General features: G+C 73.6%; 22 protein-coding genes and 3 tRNA genes. 13 read left to right on the forward strand and 12 right to left on the reverse strand.

All coding sequences use genetic code 11. From position 1 onward, the window contains the following. Window positions 1-147: 147 nt before the first annotated feature. From EDD40_RS25040 to EDD40_RS25050, 3 genes are all read left to right on the forward strand, one after another. A tRNA-Glu gene (locus EDD40_RS25040) sits at window positions 148-220 on the forward strand. A 55-nt stretch (window positions 221-275) separates the two neighbouring features. Further along, a tRNA-Asp gene (locus EDD40_RS25045) sits at window positions 276-349 on the forward strand. A gap of 35 nt (window positions 350-384) precedes the next feature. Further along, window positions 385-461, forward strand: a tRNA-Phe gene (locus EDD40_RS25050). 40 nt (window positions 462-501) lie between these two features. Here the strand turns inward: EDD40_RS25050 and EDD40_RS25055 are convergent. Then, window positions 502-1,284, reverse strand: coding sequence for a protein phosphatase 2C domain-containing protein (locus EDD40_RS25055; RefSeq protein ID WP_123748261.1), 783 nt, complete (start codon window positions 1,282-1,284; stop codon window positions 502-504). A 65-nt stretch (window positions 1,285-1,349) separates the two neighbouring features. Here EDD40_RS25055 and EDD40_RS25060 point away from each other — a divergent pair, with 65 nt between their 5' ends. Then, complete coding sequence (locus tag EDD40_RS25060; protein WP_106616971.1) at window positions 1,350-1,562, forward strand: helix-turn-helix domain-containing protein; 213 nt, start codon at window positions 1,350-1,352, stop codon at window positions 1,560-1,562. Then, complete coding sequence (locus EDD40_RS25065) at window positions 1,559-2,095, forward strand: Clp protease N-terminal domain-containing protein (RefSeq protein WP_123745111.1); 537 nt, start codon at window positions 1,559-1,561, stop codon at window positions 2,093-2,095. Before EDD40_RS25060 ends, EDD40_RS25065 begins: the two co-directional genes overlap by 4 nt. On the opposite strand, the gene yczE is transcribed toward EDD40_RS25065, so the two are convergent. Next, window positions 2,064-2,693 (reverse strand): membrane protein YczE, encoded by a 630-nt coding sequence (yczE, locus tag EDD40_RS25070; RefSeq protein ID WP_123745112.1) that lies wholly within the window; start codon window positions 2,691-2,693, stop codon window positions 2,064-2,066. The genes EDD40_RS25065 and yczE overlap by 32 nt on opposite strands. A gap of 61 nt (window positions 2,694-2,754) precedes the next feature. Here yczE and yczR point away from each other — a divergent pair, with 61 nt between their 5' ends. Further along, on the forward strand, window positions 2,755-4,215 hold the full coding sequence (gene yczR, locus EDD40_RS25075) for a MocR-like transcription factor YczR (RefSeq protein ID WP_123745113.1): 1,461 nt from the start codon (window positions 2,755-2,757) through the stop codon (window positions 4,213-4,215). Window positions 4,216-4,748: 533 nt separating this feature from the next. On the opposite strand, the gene EDD40_RS25080 is transcribed toward yczR, so the two are convergent. The 7 genes from EDD40_RS25080 to EDD40_RS25110 all read right to left on the reverse strand — a co-directional run bounded on the left by EDD40_RS25080 (window position 4,749) and on the right by EDD40_RS25110 (window position 13,056). Continuing rightward, window positions 4,749-5,645 (reverse strand): hypothetical protein, encoded by an 897-nt coding sequence (locus EDD40_RS25080; RefSeq protein ID WP_148088908.1) that lies wholly within the window; start codon window positions 5,643-5,645, stop codon window positions 4,749-4,751. Between the two features lie 360 nt (window positions 5,646-6,005). After that, window positions 6,006-6,440: a hypothetical protein gene (locus EDD40_RS25085; RefSeq protein ID WP_123745115.1), complete on the reverse strand. Its 435-nt coding sequence runs from the start codon at window positions 6,438-6,440 to the stop codon at window positions 6,006-6,008. Continuing rightward, window positions 6,437-6,976, reverse strand: coding sequence for an RNA polymerase sigma factor (locus tag EDD40_RS25090; RefSeq protein ID WP_123745116.1), 540 nt, complete (start codon window positions 6,974-6,976; stop codon window positions 6,437-6,439). The genes EDD40_RS25085 and EDD40_RS25090 overlap by 4 nt, the downstream gene beginning before the upstream one ends. Before the next feature lie 88 nt (window positions 6,977-7,064). After that, entirely contained in the window at window positions 7,065-9,281 is a 2,217-nt protein-coding gene (locus tag EDD40_RS25095) for an FtsX-like permease family protein (RefSeq protein WP_123745117.1), read from the reverse strand. Window positions 9,282-9,452: 171 nt separating this feature from the next. Next, window positions 9,453-11,768, reverse strand: coding sequence for an FtsX-like permease family protein (locus EDD40_RS25100; RefSeq protein ID WP_123745118.1), 2,316 nt, complete (start codon window positions 11,766-11,768; stop codon window positions 9,453-9,455). Further along, window positions 11,765-12,472, reverse strand: coding sequence for an ABC transporter ATP-binding protein (locus EDD40_RS25105; protein WP_425471352.1), 708 nt, complete (start codon window positions 12,470-12,472; stop codon window positions 11,765-11,767). The genes EDD40_RS25100 and EDD40_RS25105 overlap by 4 nt, the downstream gene beginning before the upstream one ends. Window positions 12,473-12,531: 59 nt before the next feature. Then, on the reverse strand, window positions 12,532-13,056 hold the full coding sequence (locus EDD40_RS25110) for a PadR family transcriptional regulator (protein ID WP_123748263.1): 525 nt from the start codon (window positions 13,054-13,056) through the stop codon (window positions 12,532-12,534). Between the two features lie 152 nt (window positions 13,057-13,208). Between EDD40_RS25110 and EDD40_RS25115 the strand changes: the two genes are divergently transcribed. Beyond that, window positions 13,209-13,745 (forward strand): CGNR zinc finger domain-containing protein, encoded by a 537-nt coding sequence (locus tag EDD40_RS25115; protein WP_123745119.1) that lies wholly within the window; start codon window positions 13,209-13,211, stop codon window positions 13,743-13,745. A 99-nt stretch (window positions 13,746-13,844) separates the two neighbouring features. On the opposite strand, the gene EDD40_RS25120 is transcribed toward EDD40_RS25115, so the two are convergent. Further along, window positions 13,845-15,101, reverse strand: coding sequence for a DUF445 domain-containing protein (locus EDD40_RS25120; protein WP_425471252.1), 1,257 nt, complete (start codon window positions 15,099-15,101; stop codon window positions 13,845-13,847). Between the two features lie 29 nt (window positions 15,102-15,130). Here EDD40_RS25120 and EDD40_RS25125 point away from each other — a divergent pair, with 29 nt between their 5' ends. Further along, complete coding sequence (locus tag EDD40_RS25125; RefSeq protein ID WP_123745120.1) at window positions 15,131-16,303, forward strand: pyridoxal phosphate-dependent aminotransferase; 1,173 nt, start codon at window positions 15,131-15,133, stop codon at window positions 16,301-16,303. Here the strand turns inward: EDD40_RS25125 and EDD40_RS25130 are convergent. Beyond that, window positions 16,292-18,220 (reverse strand): NACHT domain-containing protein, encoded by a 1,929-nt coding sequence (locus EDD40_RS25130; RefSeq protein ID WP_246037803.1) that lies wholly within the window; start codon window positions 18,218-18,220, stop codon window positions 16,292-16,294. The genes EDD40_RS25125 and EDD40_RS25130 overlap by 12 nt on opposite strands. Before the next feature lie 73 nt (window positions 18,221-18,293). Here EDD40_RS25130 and EDD40_RS25135 point away from each other — a divergent pair, with 73 nt between their 5' ends. Continuing rightward, window positions 18,294-18,821: a TFIIB-type zinc ribbon-containing protein gene (locus tag EDD40_RS25135; protein WP_170185191.1), complete on the forward strand. Its 528-nt coding sequence runs from the start codon at window positions 18,294-18,296 to the stop codon at window positions 18,819-18,821. A gap of 115 nt (window positions 18,822-18,936) precedes the next feature. Here the strand turns inward: EDD40_RS25135 and EDD40_RS25140 are convergent, their stop codons facing one another. After that, complete coding sequence (locus EDD40_RS25140) at window positions 18,937-20,061, reverse strand: methyltransferase domain-containing protein (protein ID WP_246037804.1); 1,125 nt, start codon at window positions 20,059-20,061, stop codon at window positions 18,937-18,939. 101 nt (window positions 20,062-20,162) lie between these two features. On the opposite strand from EDD40_RS25140, the gene EDD40_RS25145 reads away from it, so the two are divergent. From EDD40_RS25145 to EDD40_RS25160, 4 genes are all read left to right on the forward strand, one after another. Further along, on the forward strand, window positions 20,163-20,606 hold the full coding sequence (locus EDD40_RS25145) for a helix-turn-helix domain-containing protein (protein WP_246037805.1): 444 nt from the start codon (window positions 20,163-20,165) through the stop codon (window positions 20,604-20,606). A gap of 5 nt (window positions 20,607-20,611) precedes the next feature. Further along, complete coding sequence (locus tag EDD40_RS25150) at window positions 20,612-21,295, forward strand: hypothetical protein (RefSeq protein ID WP_123748266.1); 684 nt, start codon at window positions 20,612-20,614, stop codon at window positions 21,293-21,295. Window positions 21,296-21,411: 116 nt separating this feature from the next. After that, window positions 21,412-21,696 carry a DUF2516 family protein gene (locus EDD40_RS25155; protein ID WP_425471353.1) on the forward strand — a complete coding sequence of 95 codons (285 nt, stop codon included), beginning with the start codon at window positions 21,412-21,414 and terminating at the stop codon, window positions 21,694-21,696. Then, window positions 21,690-22,352, forward strand: coding sequence for an alpha/beta fold hydrolase (locus tag EDD40_RS25160; protein WP_246037806.1), 663 nt, complete (start codon window positions 21,690-21,692; stop codon window positions 22,350-22,352). Before EDD40_RS25155 ends, EDD40_RS25160 begins: the two co-directional genes overlap by 7 nt. The last annotated feature ends 3 nt before the right edge of the window (window positions 22,353-22,355 follow it).

A 22,355-nucleotide genomic window follows, 5' to 3' on the forward strand; every position in this document is an offset into this window, starting at 1 on the left:
GAACCGGGGGTGGAATCGCAGGTCAACACCGTGCGCCACCCCCGTTTTGGAGGTGTGGACCCTTGTGCCCTATGCTTACGATGCTTCCACCGGACAGCGTGGAGGGCCTGGGAAAGAAGGTGGCCCAAGGGCTGCCGGAGGAACTGGGTCCCCATCGTCTAGCGGCCTAGGACCCCGCCCTTTCAAGGCGGTAGCGCGGGTTCGAATCCCGTTGGGGGCACGCAGTACAAGTGAATGCAGTACAGTGACGAACGGCAAGACACAGCAGTAAGCAAGGCCCAGTGGCGCAGTTGGTTAGCGCGTCGCCCTGTCACGGCGAAGGTCGCGGGTTCGAGTCCCGTCTGGGTCGCAAGGCAGTTCGGCCGGTTGGTCGATCCGCTACCTGGCCAGGTAGCTCAGTTGGTACGAGCGACCGCCTGAAAAGCGGTAGGTCGGCGGTTCGACCCCGCCCCTGGCCACCAGAACGCAGAAAAGCCCTTCGCTTCCCGCGAAGGGCTTTTCTCATTTTCCGGCGATGAATCGGATGACCGCCAACGCCTGATCGTCGTGCACTTTCGGGCGCGGCCACTTCATGCGATCCGCGTCACCCGCTTCGGCCGCGCGGATCTCGTCCAAGACTGCTTCGGGCCCTTTTTCCGACGTGATGCGCAACACTGCTCGCCAGTCCTCGAACAAGCCGTAGTCGTCCACACCGCAGGACACGCCGTCGGTCGCCATCAGCACCGCGCGCACCCGGTCACGCGGCCAACTCGCCCGCACCGCCCGGTGCGCCGCGGCCGGTTCCGCCTCCGCCACCCACCAGCCGTCCTCCCGGTTGCGCCAGTCGGTGATCCGGTCGACCTTCCCCCGCAGGTCCCGCAGCCGGTTGTCGGCGACGACCTCCACGCCGGCGTCGGTGAACACGACCACCGGGCTGTCCGCGAGCACCAGGACGTCGACAGAGGTGTCGGTCCAGCGCGTGATCGCGACCGTGCTGGACGGCGAGTCACCCGGTGCCAGGCCGTGCGCGGCGGCGAGGCGGGCGATGGCCCGGGCGAGGACGTCGGCCAGGTCGTGGGGCTCCGCCGGCGCCCGGAGGTCGGCACGGTCGTCGGCGTCGAGGCGCGCCAGCTCGGCGGCGAGGTGGCGGGAGTGCCAGCCGCCGTCGCGCTCCCGCGGGGTCGGCGAGGTCGCGCCGTCCAGCAGGACCACGGCGTTCGGCAGCAGGACGACCCGGTCCTCGGTGGGGCGCGGCAAGCCGTCGCGGCCCACTCCGGCCCGTTCGGCGGTGGTGATCTCCGGCATCGTCACCGAGCCTAGTGCGTCAACTTGGGTTGACAAGTCGGCGTGCGTCAACCAAAGTTGACGCCATGACGGAAGCGACGGAGCTCGCCTCGGCGGCGGGCGACCAGGACCCCAGGGTCGGGCTGCGAGCGGTGAGCGCGCTGCGCCGGCTGCTGGAAACACTCGAAGCCGTGCAGGTGCGCAACGCCCGTGCCCGCGGCTGGTCATGGCAGGAGATCGCGGCCGAGCTGGGTGTCACCCGGCAGGCCGTCCACAAGAAGCACGGGGGACACCGATGATCGGGGAACGGTTCACCAGGGCCGCCCGCCAAGCCGTCCACGAGGCCGTCGTGCAGGCCGAACGGCTCGACGCGCCGGAGATCGGACCCGAGCACCTGGCGCTCGCGCTGCTCGACTCGCCGGTCCTGGCCGAGTTCGACCTGGCGCGGGACGAGGTGGTCGACGCGTTCGCCGCCGCCCGCCGCAAGGGTGGGCTCAGCGACGCCGACACCGAGGCGTTGCGGCGGCTCGGCATCGACGTCGACCAGATCGTGGCGTCGGTCGAGCGCAGCCACGGCGAAGGCGCGCTGGCCGGATCGCCGACCCGCCGCCGGCGGCGGTTCTTCGGCAACCACCTGCCGTTCACGGCGGCGGCGAAGAAGACGTTGGAGCGCAGCCTGGTCGAAGCCCGCGACCTCGGCCACCACTCGCTGCGCGAGGAGCACATGCTGCTCGCGCTGCTGGCGGAACACGGGTTGGTGGCCGAGGTGCTGGGGGCGCGCGGCGTGAACTACGTCGAGGTCAGGAAGCGGGTCGCTCGCTCACCCAGGTGACCAGCGGGAGGAACAGCTGGGTCAACGGGCCGATGGCGAAGGCGTACAGGACGGTCCCGATGCCGATCGTGCCGCCGAGCAGCCAGCCGATGCCGAGCACGGCCACCTCCACCACCGTGCGCACCAGGCGCAACGAGGTCCCGGTCCGCGCGCAGAACCCGGTCGTCAGGCCGTCGCGCGGGCCGGGGCCGAGGCGGGCGCCGATGTAGACGGCGGCGGCCAGGCCGTTCAGCACGATGCCGGCGGTGAGGAACAGGATGCGCGGCAGCAGGTCGGTCGGGTTCGGCAGCAGGAACAGCGTCACGTCCACCGCCAGGCCGATGACGACCACGTTGCTGACCGTGCCGACCCCGGGTCTCTGCCTGAGCGGGATCCAGCAGAGCAGGACCACGACCCCCACGAGGGCCGTGATCAGGCCGAACGACAGACCGGTGATCTTGGTGAGGCCCTCGTGCAGCACGTCCCACGGGTCGAGGCCGAGGGTGGCGCGGATCTGCAGCGCCATGCTCGCGCCGTAGAGCCACAGCCCCACCAGCAGCTGGGGGAGGCGGCGAACGGGCGAGACGGTGACCGGGACCTGGGTGAGTGCGGCGAGCATGTGGCCATCCTTCGTGCCGATTGGCCTTGTATCCCAGAGCCAATTGGCAATAATTGGCCTTATGACCTCCGATGTCCCACCAGGTGGACGCATATCCGGCTTCCGCCTGGCCAGACTGCTCGGCGAGTGGCGGCGCCGTGGCGCACGTCACGGCTCGGCGGACCTGGCCGCGGCGATCCGGATGCTGGTGCTGGACGGCCGGTTGCCCGCGGGCACCCGCCTGCCCGCGGAACGGGAGCTGGCCGAGGTGCTGCCGGTGAGCCGCACCATGATCACGGCGGCGTTGGACCAGCTGCGGTCGGAGGGGCTGGTCGCGAGCCGGCGCGGCGCGGGGTCGTGGATCAGCCTGCCGACGGGCACGTTGGGCGTCGTGCCGGACACGCCGCTGGTGGGGCACAGCATGGTCGACTTCGCGCGGGCCGCGCCGCCGGCGCTGCCGGGCGTGCTGGCGGCGTTCGACCAGGTCCGGCGCTACCTGCCGGACCACCTCGCGGACCACGGGTACTACGAGCACGGGGTGCCGCAGCTGCGGGAGCGCATCGCCGACCGGTACACGGCGCGAGGCCTGCCGACGTCACCCGACCAGATCGTGGTGACCAGCGGCGCGCAGCACGCGTTGGCGCTGACCCTGCGCCTGTTCACCGGTCCGGGTGACCGGGTGCTGGTGGAGCAGCCGAGCTACCCGAACGCGCTGGACGCGATCAAGGCCGTCTCCGCCATCCCGGTGCCGGTCGCGATGACCGACACCGGCTGGGACCTGCCCGGGATCGCCGCCGCCCTCCGCCAAGCCGCACCGCGCATGGCCTACGTCGTGGTGGACTTCCACAACCCCACCGCCCACCGCCTGGACGCCGCGGGCCGCGCCGAACTGGCCGACACCGCCCGCCGCGCCCGCACCCCGCTGGTGGTGGACGAGACGGTCGCCGAACTGGACCTCGACGGCGACCCGCTGTCCGGCCCGCCCCCGTTGGCGAAGTTCGCGGACGACCTGGTCGTGACCCTGGGCTCGGCCAGCAAGTCCCACTGGGGTGGCCTGCGGATCGGCTGGATCCGCGCGTCGGCCGAGGTGGTCCACCGCCTGATCTCCACCCGCACCGCCCTCGACCTCGGCTCGGCCGTGGTCGATCAGCTGGTGCTGGCCGAGTTGCTGGCCGATCCGGAGCCGGCGCTGCGCGAGCGGCGCGCCCAGCTGGCGGCGCAGCGCGACGTGCTCATGGAGGGCCTGCGCGAGCACTGCCCGACCTGGCGTTTCCGGCGGCCGGCGGGCGGGCTCAGCGTGTGGTGCGAACTGGACGCGCCGGTGAGCACGCGCATCGCCGTCGTGGCCCAGAACCACGGCATCCGGCTGGCCCCGGGCTCGCGCTTCGGCGTCCACGGCGGCTTCGAGCGCTGGCTGCGCCTGCCGTTCGTGCAGTCACCGGACGTCCTGCGCGACGCCGTCCGCCGCTTGGGCCTGGTCGCCGCGTCCGTCACGGGCCACGCGGTGCTCGCCGACGCCGACCTCGCCGTGCCGGTCGCCTAGCGGGCCGGGCGGCCGCACGCGGGCCGGGGCGGTGGTGGGGGCGGTGAGGTGCTGGTGCTCGGGGGCAGGGCGGGGAGTGGGGATGGTCGGGCGTGGGGTTGGGGTGGGGCGGTGGGGCGGGTGGGTTCGGGGATGCGGGGGGTGGTTGGCGGGGGTCCTCATGGTTTAACCGAGGGGCGGTAACAGTGTTTCCGTACATTTTTGGGTGAGGACCACCCGATCGTGTTAGTCCGGGCCGTCGGGATCCGGCGCAGCCCCTCGGTGAGCCGGAGCCCGACGGCGGCGGTTCGTGGACCTGCGGCGGGGACGCTCCAGGGATTGGCGTCCCCTGCCGCAGGTTCCCGTTCGGTCCCAACGCTCGCGGGGGCAGCGCGGCGACGGGACCTGGCCCGTCCTGCCAGGGCGCGGTTGGCAGGACGGGAACCCATGGGTGGTGGTGCGCGACAGGCGTCAGTGACACGTGAGGTGCGCGAAACGACTGGTCGGACGGTGTGCGGTCACGCGTGCTCAGGGCACACGGATCCCGTCGGACCTCAGTCGGGTGAGGTGCTGGGCAGCCCCGGGACGCTGCCCGGCGACCGGCCGTCGTCCCACTGCTCGGCCGACCAGGCGGCCAACGGCTTCGGGTCCGCCTGCCCGGTCAACGACGCGGTCACGCCGCCCCGGTGGCCACCGCCGCCGCTGTCCGCACCGCCCGAGGACGCCGTCGGCGCGCTCGGGGCGGGCGCCTGCTTCGGCGTCGGCGCGGGCGCGTTCGGCGCCGGCGCCTCCCAGATCACCTCGGCGTCCGGGGCGACCTGGGAGACGGCCGGTGACGGTGAAGCGGTCGGCACGGGCTGGTCGTTCCCGCGCACGGGGACGACCACGGCCACGGGAACGGGCCGCGGGGCCTCGACGGCGACCGCGCGCGCGGCGGCCTTCTCGGCCACCTTCGCCTCGTACAGCGGCACGGGCATCGTGTTCGACACCGCGCCGGAGTAGCGGTAACCGCTCGAGTGGCCACCGCTGTGGCTGTACCCGCCGGTGTGGCCGAGACCGTCCGCGGTCGACTCCGGGTACGGCTCCTCGTCCCGGTCGGCGTCCGGTTCCGGCTCGGGCGCGACGGGCAGGACGGCCGGTCGGGACTCCAACCCGGGCAGCGCCACCCCGACGAGCGACGGTGACTCGGCCGGTCGGGGCGCGACCGCGACGGTGGTGAACGGCGCCGCGTCGGCGGGCACGGCCGACGCGATCAGGTCGGCCGCTGCCGCCTGCTGCGCGTCGATCGCCACGTTCACCGAGTCGAGGGTCTTCGCTGCCTCGTCCGGGTGGTCTTCGCCCGCGGTCGCGACCCCGGCGCACACGAACCACGCCGCCGCCGCCAGCCCGCTGACGGCGAGCGTCCGGAGCAGCAGCGAGCCACCCAGGCGCACCGCGTCGGGAGTTGCCACTGTGGATCACCACCGTTCCGGTGAGGCGAACGGGACGGACCGTTCGAGGTCGACGTTCTGCTATGTCTAGCACTGGGAACCGCATTTTCGAACGTTCTCCGGCGGAAACCGCTCGGAAGGGCGGTGCGGTGCGGCTGTCCGTGTCGCCCCACCCGTCCGCGACCACGGTCCGTCGTGCCCAGCCCAGGGGGTGACGACGTGAAATGTCCGTTGTGGACGCCCGCGCCGGGTCCGCTGTGGACCGATCCTGAACGCCTGACCGGCGGATTCGGTACCAGTGGTCCGGCCCACCTGTTCGGGTGTCACTCAAGTAGGTGACGACAGATTGAACGGTGACTGCCCGCCGCGTCGTCTGGTCCGTCACGCGACGAACCACGGCGTGGCGTGCTCGCGGCCCGAGGCGTCCACACCGCGCAGCACGAACCTGACCGGTCCGAAGGGCAGCCGCCCGACGTGGAACCGGCCCGCCGCGTCGACCTCCGCCGTCACCTGCCCGCCCGGCCACCGCGCGACCACGAGGGCGCCGACCGCGGCGGTCCCGGTGACGTCCAGCCCGCCGGCCGCCGGCGAGAGCCGCAGGTCGAGCCCGGCGAACGCCATCCGGCGGGCCGTCCCGAGCGGCTCGACGCGCACCGAGTCGAACGACGGGGCCAGGGTGAGCGCGTCGGTGCGCTCGCCCAGCGCCGAGCACGCCCGCGCGGCCAGCGACACCGGCATCGGGTCGAGGTCGTCCACCAGCTGCGCGAGGGCGTCCAGCAGTTCCCGGTCGGTCGACGCGTGCTTCAGCCCGATCACCGCGACGCCTCCGCGCCGAGGCGGCGGCGCAGCACGGCCAGGCACCGGCCGCGGGTGGCGCCCAGGCTGTTGACCGGGATCCCGACCGCTTCGGCGACCTGCGTGAACGACAGCTCCGGCGCGAACGCCGCCAGGCGCAGGATCTCCCGGCAGCGGTCGGTCAGGGTCGCGTACGCCCGCCACAACCCGGTGTCCCGGGCCAGCGCGCGGTCCTCCGTCGTCGGCCCGTCGTCGGCCGCTTCCCACACCTCCAGCGGCACCTCCCGACCGCGCAGCCGCAGCACGGTCAGCGTCTCGCGCCGGGTGGTCGTGACCAGCCACGCGCCCAGCCGCTCGGGGCGGCGGATGCGGGCGAGGTTCTCGGCCAGGGCGAGCCAGGTGGCTTGGCAGACGTCGGCCGCGTCCTCCGGGCCCAGCCGGTGCGAGCGCGGCACGGCCCACACCAGGCGCGCGTACCGGCGGACGATCTCGTGCCACGCGGCGGCGTCGCCGCAGCCGGCGCGGAAGAGCAGCTCAGTGTTGTCCCGATCGTGCATGCTCCTTCAGAGCACCCGGTCTGACCTGGGGATACCTGCGCCGCTCGATGGTGTGGCCGGCGGAACCGGAGGTCGTTCCCGTGCGTCGCTACTCGGTTCGCAGGACGGCCGGGCGGATCGCCGAGCGCAGCGCGGGCACCGTGCACAGCGACACCACGAGCACGACGACCGCCGCGGCGGTGACGGTGGTGGCGATCTCGGTCCAGTCGACCCGGAACCGCCCGGACGGCGCGACGAGCCACGCCGTGCCGAGGCCGATCGGGACGGCCAGGCCGATGCCGAGCGCCGCGGGGATCGCCGACTGCCACAGCGCGGACACCGCGAGGACCTTCGGCGGCACGCCGTTCGCGACCAGCACCGCGGTGGGGCGGCGGCGTTCGAAGACCTGGTCGACGGCCGCCGCCGCGAGCCCGATCACGGCCAGCAGGGTGAGCAGCACCGAGCCGCCGATGACGCCGCTGCGCAGGGACGAGTACAGCTCGACCTGCCCGGCCTCGGACTGGCGGCGCAGCGTGACGCCCCGGTCGGCGCGGCCGGTGGCGGCCAGCAGGCGGTCGCCGAACGACTCGTCCGGGTCGCCGCGCACGACCAGCTCGGTCGGCGGCGTCGAGGCGAGCACGGGATCGGCGCCTCCCGCCACGACGAGCCCGAAGAGGTCGCCGCTGACCTTCCGGTACGGCGGCACGACCCAGTCCCGCCCGTTGACCCTGACCTCGTCGCCGGCCTTCGGCTCCGACTTCGCCACCCACCCCGCCAGGTACGCGGAGCCGGTCACGCAGTCCGCCACGTCGAGGCGCTCGGCGATCTCGACGCAGTCGGTGCTGGTGACGACACCACCGCCGGCGCCCTCGATCGTGTGCAGGCGCACCTCGCTGACCTGGCGCACGCCGCCGACCAGCGCGATCGCCTCCTCCAGCGACCGCACCGAGGAGTGCTGCGGCAGGTCGAGCACCCACCGGTCCGGGGTGTCCGACGGGGGCGAGGCGGTGAGCTGGGCCGCCACGCCGAGCAGGACCTGCAACGTCAACGAGCCGGTCAGCACCACGACCACGCCGGACAGCACGCGTGGCGTGCCCGCGTCGAAGCGGAGGGTCCGCAGGGCGAGCAGCGGCGCGACGCCCTCCGGTTCGACCCGGTGGGCGACCTCGCCGACGAGCCAGGGCAGCACCGCGCCCGTGCCCGCGAGGACCAGCGCGATGCCGATGCCGAGCGCGACGGCGAACCGGGTGTCGGTCATGACCTGCCAGTAGCTGCCGATCGCCGAGATCGCCGTGATCAGCGCGGCGCCCGCGCCGATGAGCCCGAACCGCCACCACGCGCGGTGCCGGGGCAGTTCGACGGCGCGGGACAGGCCGAGCGGGCCGACGTCCTCCGTGCGCAGGGCGAACAGCGCCGACAGCACGGCCACCACCGGCACGCCCAGCGCGATCAGCGCGCCGAGCAGCGGGTCGGGCAGCAGGTCGGTCGGGAAGAAGCCGACTCCCTCGACCTCGATGAACCGGGCCAGCGGCCGGGCGGCGAAGAACAGCGCCACGCCGACGAACAGCCCGAGCACCGCGCCGGTCAACGTCTCGCCGCTCGCGATCCAGCGGATCTGCGTGCGCGACGCGCCGACCAGCCGGATCGCGGCCAGGCGCTGCGCCCGGCCGGTCGCGCCGAGGCGGGTGGCGACCAGGACGAAGATGCCGAGCGGCACGAGCAGGGCGCTGATCGCGGCGACCATCAGCAGCCGGTAGATCGGCGGCAGGGTGGCGGGCGGCTGGTCGCTGCCGAAGCCGGTGGCCGGGTAGGCGCCGTCGAGGTGGGCCTCGGGCAGGCCCGCGTAGAAGATCAGCGACTTCGGTCTCGGCAGGCCCGCGTCGGCGATCACGCCGATCACGCTCTCCGGGAACCGGGCGCGGACCGAGTCTTCGGTGCGCATCAGGTCGAGCAGCTCGGGTGAGACGACCAGCTCGCCCGGTCCCGGGACGCGGCCGACGCCGGGCGGCGCGGGCGCGTCGGGCGCGGTGGCGGCGAGTTCCACGCCGGTGATGCGGCGGCCCTGCCAGGAAACGCCGACGTGGCGGGCTTTCAGCTTCGCGTCCCCCGCCGCCGAGCCGACCGGGGCGGACCCGACCGGGTGGACGGAGGCGGAGTGGACGCGTTGCGCCTTGGCCTCCCGCGCGGGACCGATCGAGGCGGCGAGCAGCAGCACGGTGACGCCGAGGCCGACGCCGGCGGCGGTGAGCGCCAACCTGGCCCACGACGTCCGGCTGCCCCCGACGGCCAGCCGGATGCCGAGGACCAGGTCGGCGGCCCACCTCATCGGCGCACGCTCCGGCCGCCCGCGCGGATGACGTGGTGGGGGTGGTGGGGAATGGGGGTCACACCTCTTCAGACGTCTCGGAGCGCCCGGACGTGGCTTCGGGGTGCCGACTGAGATGGCGTCGCCGCCCCGGGCTTGGGGGCGTCAGGGGCGGCGACGCCCGCCTCGGACCTACTCGGAACGCAGGCCGAGGGCGCCGGTGGCCCGTCGCAGGGACGGCAGCGACAGCAGCGTCACGATCACGACCAGCAGCGCGGACGCGCCGCTGAGCAGCCCGATCCCGGCCCAGTCGAGCACGATCGGCGCGGAGATGATCCGCAGCAGCAGGACCGCCAGGCCGCCGCCCACGCCCACGGCCACGACGAGCGCCAGGAGCAGCGGCACGGCGTTCTGCCAGAGCAGGGAGCGGCTCAGCGCGCCGCGCGGCACACCGCTCGCCGCCAGCACGGCCAGCGGCCGCCTGCGCTCGCGGACCTGCTCCAGCGCCAGCACGAGCAGGCTCGCGCCCGCCAGCAGCAGCGTGACCAGCGAACCGGCCAGCAGCGCCTGCCGGATGCTCTCGAACTCCTTGACCCGTTCGGTCACGTCGACCTCGCCGAAGTAGGACGTGTAGGCGCGCCACGTCATCGGGGCCAGGGCGTTGCGGACGTGCTCGGCGATGTCCGGCCGGTCCGGGTCCACCTGCACCAGCACGCTGGCGTTGTCGGGGTCGACGGGCAGGTCCCGCGCCGCCGCCGGCGTGACCAGCAGGCCGTACCGGTACATGGACGTGTCGTCGGGCCGGGCGACCTCGGTGAACGCGGGGACCGTCCACTTCGGTCCCTCCTGCTCACCGCTGTCGGAGTACAGGAGCACCGAGACCTCCTGCCCCGGCTCGAGCTTCGGGCGGTCGGAGCCGCGTGAGGAGCCGGGGTCGACGTAGAAGGTGTCGCCGTCCCGGCAGCCCGGCAGCGCCGCCTGCGTCCGCAGCGCCTCGCAGCTGCCGACCGTCGCCATGTGGAACTCGTTCGGGCCCGTCTGGAACGTCACGGTCCGCATCGGGAGCGCGCGCTGCACGCCCGCCGACCGGGCCAGCAGGTCCGCGGTGCGATCGGTCGCGTCGGGCGGCGAGTCCTGGAGGCTGACCACGATGCGGCCCTTGTCCGCCTCCGGGGTCGGCCGGTCCACGATCCTGGTCTGCGTGCTGGCCAGCACGGACTGCAGGGCGATCCCGCCCGCCAGGACCACGGCCACCCCGCCGACCACGCGCGCCGCCGTGCCGCTCTCCAGTTGCAGCCTGCGGATCGCCAGCTGCCACGACGGCGCGCCACCGCGCAGCCGGCCGACCGCGCGTTCCACCACCCACGGCAGCAGCACCGGGATGCCCAGCAGGAGCAGGATGACCCCGCCGATCACGAGCACGTCGGACCCCTGGACCACCTCACCGCCGAACGCGCCCGCCTGGGTGAGCAGCGCGGCCACGCCGAGGGCGATCGGCACCACGCGCCACCAGAGCACCCGCCGCACCGGCTTCGTGCGGCGCACCACGCCCAGCGGCTCGACCACCGTGCGGCGCATGGCGATCACCGACGTCAGCACCGCCATGACGGGCACCAGCACCGCGATCAGCACCGCCAGCGGCGGCCACGGCGTCAGGTCGTCGACGAACACGCTGATCCCCAGGAGCTGGATCTCCTCGACGAACTGCCGCGCGGTGGAGAACAGCGCCGCGCCGACCGCCAGCCCGACGAACGCGCCGAGCAGCGCCTCGCCGGCCGCGATCCGGCGCACCCGCTGCGAGCCCGCGCCGACCAGTCGCAACGCCGCCAGCCTGCGGTCCCGCTCGGCGCCCGCCAAGCGGGTGGTGATGCCGACGAACACCAGCACCGGGAACAGCAGCGCGACCGACCCGACCATGATCAGCAGGATCAGCACCGGTTCGAGCTCGCGGTCGGTGACCTCGCCGCCGAAGCCGATGATGGCGTTCTCGCCGTCGTGCCCGACGGACGCGTCGCCCGCGTAGAACTTCAGGTCGTGCGGGGCGATCAAGCCGCCCTGGGCGATGGTGCCGACCACCTGCTGCGGGAACCGCGCCCGCAGCAGCTCGCCGTCCGGCCCGGCCAGCAGTTCCGCCAAGGCGGGCGAGACGAAGATCTCGCCGTCGCCGGGCACCCTCGACACGCCCGGCGGCACCGGCGCGCCCGGCCCGGTGCCGCGCACGAAGTTCCCGGTGATCGCCACGCCGCGGTAGTCGGTGTTCCAGAACGTCATGTGGAGCACGTCGCCCGACGCCTGCCCGCGCGACGCGTTCTCGTCGACGACGGGCCCGGCCGCGGACTGCCGCTCCGCGCGTTCGGTGAGCACCGTCGTCACCGACGACGCGGCCAGCAGCACGGCCACGCCGAGGCCGATGCCCGCGCCGGTCAGCGCCAGCCGCACCCACGACGTGCGCCCGCCGCCGAGCGCCAGCCGGACGCCGAGCGCGAGGTCGGCGAACCAGAGCCTCACCTGACCGGCTCCATCTCGCGGGACTTGCCGTCGCGCACCACGACCTCGCGGTCGGAGTAGGCCGCCACCCGCGCCTCGTGCGTCACCAGCACCACGGCCGCGTTGGTCTCCTTCGCCGCGGTGACCAGCAGCTGCATCACGCGCTCGCCGTTGAGCGAGTCGAGCGCGCCGGTCGGCTCGTCGGCGAACACCACGCGGGGTCCCGTGACGAGGGCGCGCGCGACGGCGACCCGCTGGCCCTGGCCGCCGGACGTCTCGCCGGGGCGCTTGTCCGCGACGTCGGCGACCTCCAGCCGGTCCAGCCACTCGCGGGCCCGCGACTCGGCCTCCTTGCGCTTCACCGAACCCAGTCGCAGGGGCAGCGCCACGTTCTCCAGGCAGGTCAGCTCCGGCACCAGCTGGCCGAACTGGAACACGAAGCCGAAGTCGGTGCGCCGCAGCTCGCTGCGCGCGCCGTCGCCCATCGCGCTCAGCTCCACGTCGCGGTAGCGGACCGTGCCCCGGTCCGGCGTGAGGATGCCGGCCAGGCAGTGCAGCAGGGTGGACTTGCCGGAGCCGGACGGCCCCATCACGGCCACCACCTCGCCCGCGCGCACCGTCAGGCCGGCGCCGTCCAACGCGGGCGTGGGGCCGAACGACTTGTGCAGGTCGACGGCCTCCAGCAGCACGCGGGTCCGGTCCGTGCCGTCGGGCGCGTCGCCGATCGTCGGGTCGCCGCCGATCTGGTCGCCGCCGGTCAGGTCGCCGGTCACCGGGTCGTCGCTCACTTGGTCACCGCCGTCTTGAGCCGGCCGAGGCGCGCGGCGGTGAGCTCCAGCCAGCGCAGGTCGGCTTCGAGGTGGAACAGGGCGTGGTCGCAGATCAGCTGGTCGGCCAGGTCGCCGCCGGCCTTGCGCTTGGTCAGGTCGCGCATCGTGGCCAGGTGGGCGGCGCGCTGCGCGTCGAGCACGTCGTCCGCGCTGCGACCGGACAGCAGCGCCAGCACGACCTTCGTGTAGAGCGTGTTCTGCAGGTAGGGCTCCGGCTTCTCGGGCGTGCCCAGCCAGTGCTCGACGTCGGTCACGCCGGCGTCGGTGATGGCGTACCGCTTGCGCTCCGGGCCGTCGCCGGACTCGACGCCCGCCTCTTCGACCAGGCCGTTGCGGAGCAGGCGCGACAGCGTGGTGTACACCTGCCCGTAGTGCAGCGGCCGGTCTTGGCCGAAGCGCTCGTCGTAGGCCTTCTTCAGGTCGTAGCCGTGCCGCGGACCTTTTTCGAGCAGTCCCAGCAAGGTGTGTCCGATCGACATGCCGGGCACTATACACACGAGGTATACACACGGTTCATAGCCCGATCGGAGCACGGGGACCGTTGGTCCGACCGGGCAGTGGGAGTAACCGATGGTGATGGTTTGCCGGTTACTTCGCCACATCACGAGGCTCCGACGCCTACAGTGGAGGGGTGACTGGTCTGGCGGCCGGCTGGGACCACGCGGCTTTCACGCAGGGTCGAGCCGGCGATGCGGAACACGATGTGGAGCTGCTGCTCGCTTTCTTGAACACCCGGGACCTCGAACTCGGCACGGACGTCTTGGACAGCGCCGCCGCCTGGCGCGCGTGGGTCACCGAACGCGGCCTGGGCCGGGCGGGCGACCCGCAGGAGGTCCGCGCCGTCCGCGCCTCGCTGCGGGCCTCGCTGGGCGAACGGCACGACGGACCCGATCCCACCCCCGTCGCGGGCCTGATCCGCGTCGACCTCAGCCACGGCGTGCCGACCATGTCCAGCACCGACGCGCTCGGCGCGGTGCTCGGCGCGGCGGCCCGGCTGGCCGTGCTCGGGTCGTGGGAGCGGTTCAAGATCTGCCAGGCGGACGACTGCCGGTGGGCGTTCTTCGACCGCTCGCGCAACCGCTCGCGCACCTGGTGCTCGATGCAGACGTGCGGCAACCGGGAGAAGGCGCGCAACTGGCGGGAACGCCGCGCGCTGAGCGTGAGCTGACCGCGGGACCCGCCGTGCCCGAACGCAGGACTCCCGCGGGAGTCCTGCGTTCGGAACGCGCGTGTCCTACGTCCGCGACACCCGGGTTGACCGCTCAGGTCACGTCAGGAGCTGACCGACGGTGTAGATCGCCAGGCCCGCGAGCGCGCCGACGACCGTGCCGTTGATCCGGATGAACTGCAGGTCGCGGCCGACCTGCAGCTCGATCTTGCGCGAGGTCTCCTCGGCGTCCCAGCGCTCGACGGTGTCCGTGATCAGCGTGGTGATCTCGTCGCGGTAGTTGGTCACCACGTACCCGGCCGCGCTTTCGAGCCACCCGTCGACCTTGTCGCGCAGCGACTCGTCCTCGACCATCCGCTGCCCGAACGTCATCAGCCCCACGCGCACGCGCTTGCGCAGCTCCGACGACGGGTCCTCGGCCGCGTCGAGCAGCATCTTCTTCGCCGTGCCCCAGGCCGACCCGATCAGCCGCTGCACGTCCGGGTGGTCCACGATCTGCTGCTTGACCTGCTCGGCCCGCTGCATGGTCGCCGGGTCGGTGCGCAGGTCGCCCGCGAACTCGATCAGGAACTGGTCCACCGCCAGCCGCATCGGGTGGTTGACGTCGGTCTTCACTGCCCACGCGAAGTTCAGCAGCTCGGTGTACACCTTGTCGCCCAGCAGCGAGTCGACGAACTTCGGCGACCACGTCGGCGCCCGGTCCGACACCACGCCCATGACCTTGTCGTAGTTGTCCCGCACCCAGTCGTACGCCCGGTCGCACACCAGGTCGACGAGCTTGTGGTGCGCACCGTCGGTGAGCACCTGGCCGAGCAGCTTGCCCAGCGGCGGGCCCCACGGCCGGTCGACCAACCGCCGCACCAGCGCCTGCTCGACCACGGCCTGCACGTCGTCGTCGCGCAGCACGGTCACCGCGCCCTTCACGACGTTGGCCAGCTCGGACGTCACCCGCTCGGCGTGCTCGGGCCGGGCGACCCACTCGCCGAGCCGCCGGCCGATGCCCGCCCGCCGCAGCTTGTCCCGCACCACCGCCTCGGACAGGAAGTTCGTCCCGACGAACGACCCCAGCGCGTCGCCGAAGCTGTCCTTGCGGGTCGGGATGATCGCCGTGTGCGGGATCGGCAGGCCGAGCGGCCGGCGGAACAGCGCGGTCACGGCGAACCAGTCGGCCAACGCGCCGACCATGCCCGCCTCGGCGGCCGCGCGGACGTAGCCGAGCCACGCCGGGCCACCGTCCTCGAACAGCAGGGCCACGACGAAGATCACCGTCGCGGCCAGGAAGAAGCCGGTCGCCACGAGCTTCATCCGGCGCAGGCCCTGGCGCTTGAGCTGGTCAGCGGGGGTCAGTTGCTCCACGCCGCCATTGTCCGTGAAGATTCGGCCTTGTGCGGGCACCAGCGCTAGTCACCAGGATGAGGCCGTTCACCTCGACGATCTTCGCCGAGATGACGGCGTTGGCCACGCGCACCGGGGCGGTGAACCTCGGGCAGGGCTTCCCGGACACCGACGGACCGGCCGGGATGCTCGCCGCCGCCAAGGCCGCGATCGACGGCGGGCTCAACCAGTACCCGCCCGGTCCGGGCACGCCCGAGCTGCGCCAGGCGATCTCCGAGCACCGCGCGCGCTACGGCACCCACTACGACCCCGACACCGAGGTCCTGGTGACGGTAGGCGCCACCGAGGCCATCGCGGCCACGCTGCTGGCGCTGGTGGAGCCCGGTGACGAGGTCGTGCTCATCGAGCCCTACTACGACTCCTACGCGGCGTCCGTGGCGCTGGCCGGCGCGACCCGCCGCACGGTGGGGCTGGTCGAGGAGCCGGGCACCGGTCGGCTCGGGCTCGACGTCGACGCGCTGCGCGCCGCGATCGGCCCGAAGACCAGGGCGCTGCTGCTCAACTCGCCGCACAACCCCACCGGCACCGTGTTCAACTACGTGGAGCTGGCGGCCGTCGCCGCGCTGTGCGTCGAGCACGACCTGGTGGCGATCACCGACGAGGTGTACGAGCACCTGGTCTTCGACGGCCTCGCGCACGTGCCGCTGGCCACGTTCCCGGGCATGGCCGAGCGGACCGTGACGATCTCCGGCGCGGGCAAGTCGTTCAACTGCACGGGCTGGAAGATCGGCTGGGCGTGCGGTCCGGCCGAGCTGGTCGGCGCGGCGCGCGCGGCCAAGCAGTTCCTGACCTTCGTCGGCGGGGCGCCGTTCCAGCCGGCCGTGGCGCACGCGCTGCGCCACGAGCTGGAGTGGGTCGAGGGCCTGCGCACGTCGTTGCAGGACAAGCGGTCGCGGCTGGCCGGTGGCCTGGCCGAGGCCGGGTTCGCGGTGCGGCCCAGCGAGGGCACGTACTTCATCACCGCGGACGTCCGGCCGCTCGGCTTCACCGACGGCGCGCAGCTGTGCCGCGAGCTGCCGGGCCGGATCGGCGTGGCCGCCGTGCCGGTGCAGGTGTTCACCGACCACCCGGACCAGTGGCGGCACCTGGTGCGGTTCGCGTTCTGCAAGCGCGACGAGGTGCTGGACGAGGCCATCGGCCGGCTGCGCGGGCTAAGCGTCTGACGTGACCTGGGACGGGCGCGCGCCCGCCAGCCGGTCCTGCACCAGCGCGTGCCGGAACTGGTAGGCCGCGCCCGCCTGCCGCAGCACGCCGAGCTTGCGCGCGTCCTCCAGGAACACCATCAGCTCCCACGGCAGCTTGCCCCGCGCGGCCAGCCAGATCCGCGCCACGGTGAACCACCACCAGCGCAGGTGCAGCACGGACAGCGTGAAGCCGAGCATCAGCCCGCACGCCAGGCCGAGCCCGACCATGCCCGACTGGCTCGGCCCGAACACCAGCCCGGCCGCCGCGCCGAACACCACGGCCAGCACCAGCGACCCCGTCCACACCGCGATCCGGTCCCGCGCCATCGTCCACTTCGGACTGGACGGGTGGCTCAGCTCGGCCGTGCTGCCCAACCCGAACCGCAGCGCCACCGCCACCGCGATGCCGAGGCCGACGACCAGGCCGGCCGACAGCCCGTACAGCGCGCCGAACACCAGGCCGGCCGCCGTGCCGAGCACACCGCTGACCACCACCAGGCTGCGCCACACCCCGAGCCGGGGCTTCACCGCGCGGTGCCCGGACGCGTACAGCGCGGCCACGGCCACCGCGAGCCCGGCGGCCAGGCCGGTGATCGGCGCCAGCCTCGGCGTGCTCGCGTAGGCCATCAGCCAGGCCACGCCGAAACCGCCGATCGCGCCGAGCGTGACCGCGCCGAGCAGCGCCAGCCACGTGGCGCCGACCGAGCGGCGCAGGTCCCACCAGCCCAGCTCGCGCACCCCGCGCCGGCGCATCTCGCCGGCCAGGAACGCCAGCCAGCGGGCCGCCCTGTCCCTCGGCCAGACCTGGCTGGCCCGGGCCTGGTGCGCCACCCCGCGATCACCGAACGCGCCGCTGACCAGCAGGTCCGCCAAGTGGTCCTCGATGGCGACCCGGTCGGGGAACCGGGTGCGGTCCAGCAGCTCGCTCGGCTCGCCGTACCCGTAGACGACGCCCGCCAGCCACACCGCCAGCGGCGTGGACAGCGACTCGGCCAGCCGACCGTCCGGCTCGGCGCGCAGGTGCAGGAAGACCGGCTCCCAGCGGGCCGCCGTCACCGGGTCCGACACCGACCGCAGGTAGCCCGCCACCTCCTCCAGGTCCACCGGTTGCAGCTCCACCACCTGCGCGTTCGGCACGGTGGCGGTCAGCTCGGCGAACTCGTCGGTCCGGCTGGTCAGCACCAGCGGGTGGTTGCCGGGGAACGCGCGGTTGATGCGGTCCAGCGCGTCCGCGCGCCGTTCGGGCGGGATCTGGTCGAGGCCGTCGAGCACCGGGAACACGCGGCGCTGCTCCACCAGCAGGTCGCCCGCGTAGCTGCCGTACAGCTCGGTGTTGCGCAGCGCCGGGTGGTCCTCGTACAGCCGCCGGGTCATCCAGGTGCGGACGTCCTCCGCCTCCGGGTTCCACGTGGACAGTGGCAGCAGGACCGGCACCGGGCCGTCCACGAGGCGGTCGAGCAGGCCGATCGTGAGCAGCATCACGGTCGTGCTCTTGCCCGCGCCGGGCTCGCCGAGGAACACCATGCGGTGCTCGCGCTGGAACGCGCGGACGACCGCGTCGCTGTGCCCCGGCTCACCCCGCAGGGCGCTCCAGTGCAGGTCGAGGAGGTGCTCCGGCAGGCCGCGGGCGCGGCACTCCTCGTTCCACTGCGCGTGCAGGGCGCGGGCCAGGGCGCTCGCGGCGGCGTCGAGGTTGTCGTCCGTGGCGAGGCCCGCGGCCCGCCTGCGGTGCAGCCACGGGTCCAGCGCCGCGAGCAGCGCCAGGAAGCCGAGGGCGAGGCCGGACAGCCACAGCTCGGGGTCGATGCCGTAGTCGGTGACGAACAGCCCGGCCGCGGCGAGCACGGCGGCCAGCACGCACCCCGTGAGCACGGCCCGTTGGCGGAATCTGGACACCACCGCATCATGACTGACCGGTCACGGATGGTGGTGACGCGGTGACCCCTGTGTCGTGCGTACCCTCGAAGGCGTGATCTGCCCGAAATGCCAGGACCTCATGCGGACCATCAGCCGTGGCTCCGTGCACATCGAGCAGTGCGAGAACTGCAAGGGCGTTTTCCTGGACGGCGGCGAGCTGGAGCAGATCATCGCCGCCGAGCGGGCGCACTACGCGCAGCCCTACCGGCCGGAGGGTGTGCCGGTGCCCGTTCCGGCGCCGGTGCCCGTGCCGGCTGCGGCGCCGACGGCGGTCGTGCCGATCGAGGGGACGTTGCCGGTCGACGGCGACACGCCGGTGGAGGACGGGTCGCAGCCCGCCGCCGATCCGCAGCCCGCCGCCGTGCCCGCCGCCGCGCAGGCAGCGCCGGCCGTGCCCGCCGCGCCTCCCGCCGGTCCGCCCCCGCCCTACCAGCCGCCGCCCGGCACGCAGACCGGTCCGCCGCCGCCGTACCAGCCGCCGCCCGGCGCCGCGCCCGCCGCGCCGCCGCCCGGGTACTACGCGCCGCAGCCGTACTACCCGCGGCGCAAGCGCAGCTTCCTGGAGGAACTGCTCGACTGAACGGCCGCCTGCGCGCGCCGAGCGTTCAACTCGGGTGTTCCGAACGCAGGACACGGTCGTTCTGGACGTAGGACACGCGTGTTCTGGACGTAGGACACGCGCGGCGGGGGTGGGTTCACGGGAGCGGCCAGGTCAGGTCGGTGCCGTCCAGGGCGAAGTGCTGCGCCGTGGTCGTCGCGGTGAAGGCGAACTGGTCGCGGCGGGGTCGGCCCAGCGCCCGCCACTGCCGGTAGGCGGCCTCGGCGACGTCCCACAGCGCCCGCGGCCCGCCCTGGTCCACGACCGCGCCGCGGTGCCGGACCCACGAGCCGTCGCGGTGCACGAGGCGGACCGGGTCGGCCGCCACCGCCACCCCGGCCAGCGCCAGCCCGGCGAAGAACTCGAAGCCGCCGGCCGGGTCGAGCACGCTGCGCGAGGACAGCAGGGTCGTGCGGGACGTGGTCGGCTCCTCGGTCAGCGCCTCCAGCAGCGCCTCGTCCGCCCACGCCTGCCGGTGCGCGCGCAACGGCATGAACCGCCCGTCCTCCGCCAGCACTCGGCCGGTGGCCTGCCCGTCGCGCACGGTCAGCCGCACCAGGCCGGCGCCGATGGCCCGGTTGAACGTGGTCACGATCACCCCGCCGGGCGCGGTCTGCTCCAGCCACGCCGCGGGGACGCGCGACACGGCGCACGTGCCGAGGACGCGGTCGTAAGGGGCGCGCGGCGCGTGTCCCCGCTCACCGTCGCCCCGCACGCACGTCGGGTGGTACCCGGTGGCCGCCAGCCGCGCCTCGGCCCGCCGCAGCACGCCCTCGTCGACGTCGATCGAGGTCACCCGCGCGTCGCCGAGCACGTGGCAGAGCAGGGCGGCGTTGTAGCCGGTGCCGGTGCCGATCTCCAGCACCCGGTCGCCCGGCGCGACGGCCAGGGCCTCCAGCATGATCGCCATGATCGTCGGCATGCTCGACGAACTGGTGGGTACCCCCGTCACGGCGCCGGTGACGAGTGCTTGCTGCCACGCGTGGTCGTCGTAATCGAGCTGGGTCACGCAGACGTCGTCGCGGTAGGCGAGCGCGAGGTGGTCGGGGTGCTCGGCGGTCACCGGCTCCCAGGCGCCGTCGGGGCGCTGGACGAAGAACCCCGGCAGGAACGCGTGCCTCGGGACCTGCCGAAACGCGTCCGCCCAGCGGGGGTCGCGCAGCACGCCGGCGGTCAGCAGCGAGTCGGTCAGCTGTGCTCGCAGGTGCGCCGCAAGGTCCACGCGCTCCACCGTAGCGCTGTGGGCGAGCACACGTCCCGATCGCTAGCAGAGCGCTTGCAGCAGCTAGCACCTCCGCGTACCGTCGGAAGCGGATCGAGGAGGTGCCGCGCAAGTTGGACAAGTCCATCGACGAGGCGGTGGCCGATCTCGGCCGCGACATCGGCGAGTACATCCGCCAGCAGCGCAACACGGCGAAGATCTCGTTGCGGCAGCTGGCCAAGCTCGCCGGCGTCTCCAACCCGTACCTGAGCCAGATCGAACGCGGCCTGCGCAAGCCGAGCGCGGAGATCCTGCAGCAGATCGCCAAGGGGCTGCGGATCTCGGCGGAGGCGCTGTACGTCGAGGCCGGGATCCTGGAGCAGCGCGAAGGCGGCGCCCTGGCGGACGCCATCGTCACCGCCCCCGACCTGACCGAGCGGCAGAAACAGGTGCTGCTCGACGTCTACGAGTCGTTCCGGCGGGAGAACACCACCGGCAAGACCGGCGACCGGCCGGCTGCCGGCGGGGCCGGACCGGCCGCCGCCACCCAGAACAAGGAGGAGTGATCTCCATGCCGAACCTGCCCACCACCGAAGAGCTGCGCAAGGCGGGCGAGCAGGCCGTCGCCGCCGCCCGCACCCCCCTGCTGGCCGCCCTCGGCGCCGGCGACCTGGCCGCCAAGGCGGTCATCGAGGCGCTGGGCAAGGCCCGCGAGCGCGCCGAGTCGGCGAAGACCGCGGCCGAGTCCGCCGACCTGAAGAAGGACCTGCGCGACCGGCTGGACCCGGCCGAGCTGCGCAAGGTCGTGGACGCCTACACGCAGTCCGCGCTGAACCTCTACCAGTTCTTCGCCCAGCACGGCGAGGAGGCGCTGGAGAAGCTGAAGACCCAGCCGGGCCTGCAGAAGGCCCTGCACCAGGTCGAGGAGGCAGTCGGCACCGCGCAGAAGCGCACCGAGGCCGCCGCCGCGGACGCCCGCGTGCTGGCCGACGACGTGCTCGGCAAGGTCTCCCGCCGCACCCGCGCGGTCGGCGAGAAGGTCGCCGACGACCTGGACGACGCGAGCGAGAAGCTGGCCGAGACCGTGGTCGAGATCGGCGGTGAGGTCGCCGCCGAGGTGCGCGACACCACCCGCAAGGCCGCGCCGCGCAAGCCGGCCGCGACGAAACCGGTCACGACGGCGAAGCCCGCCACGACCAAGCCCGCGGGCGCCCGCCCGGCCGCGGCCCGGAAGCCGACCGACACCGCCAAGTGACCCGACCGCGACGGGGCGCCCCACGAGGGGCGCCCCGTTTCGGCTGTACCGCGAGCACGCCGCGCACGTAGGCTGGAGATGTGTTGCCAACGTTCCCAGACTTCAGTCCCCTCTACCTGGACGCCTGGGTCATGTTCGCGGTGTACTACGCCGCGCTGGTCATGGGCGTGTTCGCCTTCGCGCACGCCCTCTCGCAGCGGGCCGACGCCTTCACGGCGGCCGAGCGCATGACCAAGCCCGCGTGGCTCGGCATCACCGGCGGTGGCGCGTTCGCGCTGCTGCTGTTCCACCCGTTCTCCGCCGGCGGCATGTTCTGGCTCGCCGGGCTGGTCGCGGTCACGGTGTACGTGGTCGACGTCCGGCCCCGGCTGATCGAGGTGCAGCGCGGCCCGCGGTGGTGACGCACCGGAGCTTCGGCTCCGGCGCGCCCGTCACGCTCGTCGGCCACGGCCTCGGCGCGACACCCGGCGAAGCCCGCCTGCCCACCTCCGGGCTGCCGGGCACGAAAGTGGTGGTCACGCTCCCCTCGCACGGTGACGCGCCGGACGCGCCCGAGGGCTACTGGACCTACCGGCGCATCGCCGCCGACCTGCGCGCCGCGGCCCGGGAGACCGGTGCGACCCGGGCGGTCGGCGTGTCGTTGACGGCGGGCGCGCTGCTGGCCCTGCTCGCCGACGAACCCGACGCGTTCGACCGCGTGGCGCTGCTGCTGCCCGCCGTGCTGGACGAGCCGAGGCGGGTGCTCGCCCGCGAGGAGGCGATCGTCGCCGTCGGCGGCCCGCCCGACTACCAGGCGGAACGGCGGCGGGCGTTCGCCCGGCTGGACGGCGCGCTGGACGAGCTGCCCGGCCAGGTCGCCGTCGCCGATCGCGCGGTGTTGGCGCAGGTCACGGCCCCGGTGCTGGTGATCGGCGCCACGGCCGACCCGCTGCACCCCGCAGACGTGGCCGAGCAGGTGGCCGCCACCTTCCCGAACGGCCGGCTCGAGCTCGTGCCGTCGTGGCTGACGCACCGCGGTGAGGTCCGCACGTGGTTGGCCGACTTCCTGCGCGGGTAGCCG

Source organism: Saccharothrix texasensis (genome assembly GCF_003752005.1).
In the GTDB taxonomy this organism is placed as follows: domain Bacteria; phylum Actinomycetota; class Actinomycetes; order Mycobacteriales; family Pseudonocardiaceae; genus Actinosynnema; species Actinosynnema texasense.

What these genes read in the sequence shown, in the direction of transcription:
- EDD40_RS25055 (WP_123748261.1), bottom strand. Translation starts at nt 1,284, where the DNA reads ATGCCGGAGATCACCACCGCCGAACGGGCCGGAGTGGGCCGCGACGGC.
- EDD40_RS25060 (WP_106616971.1), top strand. Translation starts at nt 1,350, where the DNA reads ATGACGGAAGCGACGGAGCTCGCCTCGGCGGCGGGCGACCAGGACCCC.
- EDD40_RS25065 (WP_123745111.1), top strand. Translation starts at nt 1,559, where the DNA reads ATGATCGGGGAACGGTTCACCAGGGCCGCCCGCCAAGCCGTCCACGAG.
- yczE (WP_123745112.1), bottom strand. Translation starts at nt 2,693, where the DNA reads ATGCTCGCCGCACTCACCCAGGTCCCGGTCACCGTCTCGCCCGTTCGC.
- yczR (WP_123745113.1), top strand. Translation starts at nt 2,755, where the DNA reads ATGACCTCCGATGTCCCACCAGGTGGACGCATATCCGGCTTCCGCCTG.
- EDD40_RS25090 (WP_123745116.1), bottom strand. Translation starts at nt 6,976, where the DNA reads ATGCACGATCGGGACAACACTGAGCTGCTCTTCCGCGCCGGCTGCGGC.
- EDD40_RS25095 (WP_123745117.1), bottom strand. Translation starts at nt 9,281, where the DNA reads ATGAGGTGGGCCGCCGACCTGGTCCTCGGCATCCGGCTGGCCGTCGGG.
- EDD40_RS25110 (WP_123748263.1), bottom strand. Translation starts at nt 13,056, where the DNA reads ATGTCGATCGGACACACCTTGCTGGGACTGCTCGAAAAAGGTCCGCGG.
- EDD40_RS25150 (WP_123748266.1), top strand. Translation starts at nt 20,612, where the DNA reads ATGCCGAACCTGCCCACCACCGAAGAGCTGCGCAAGGCGGGCGAGCAG.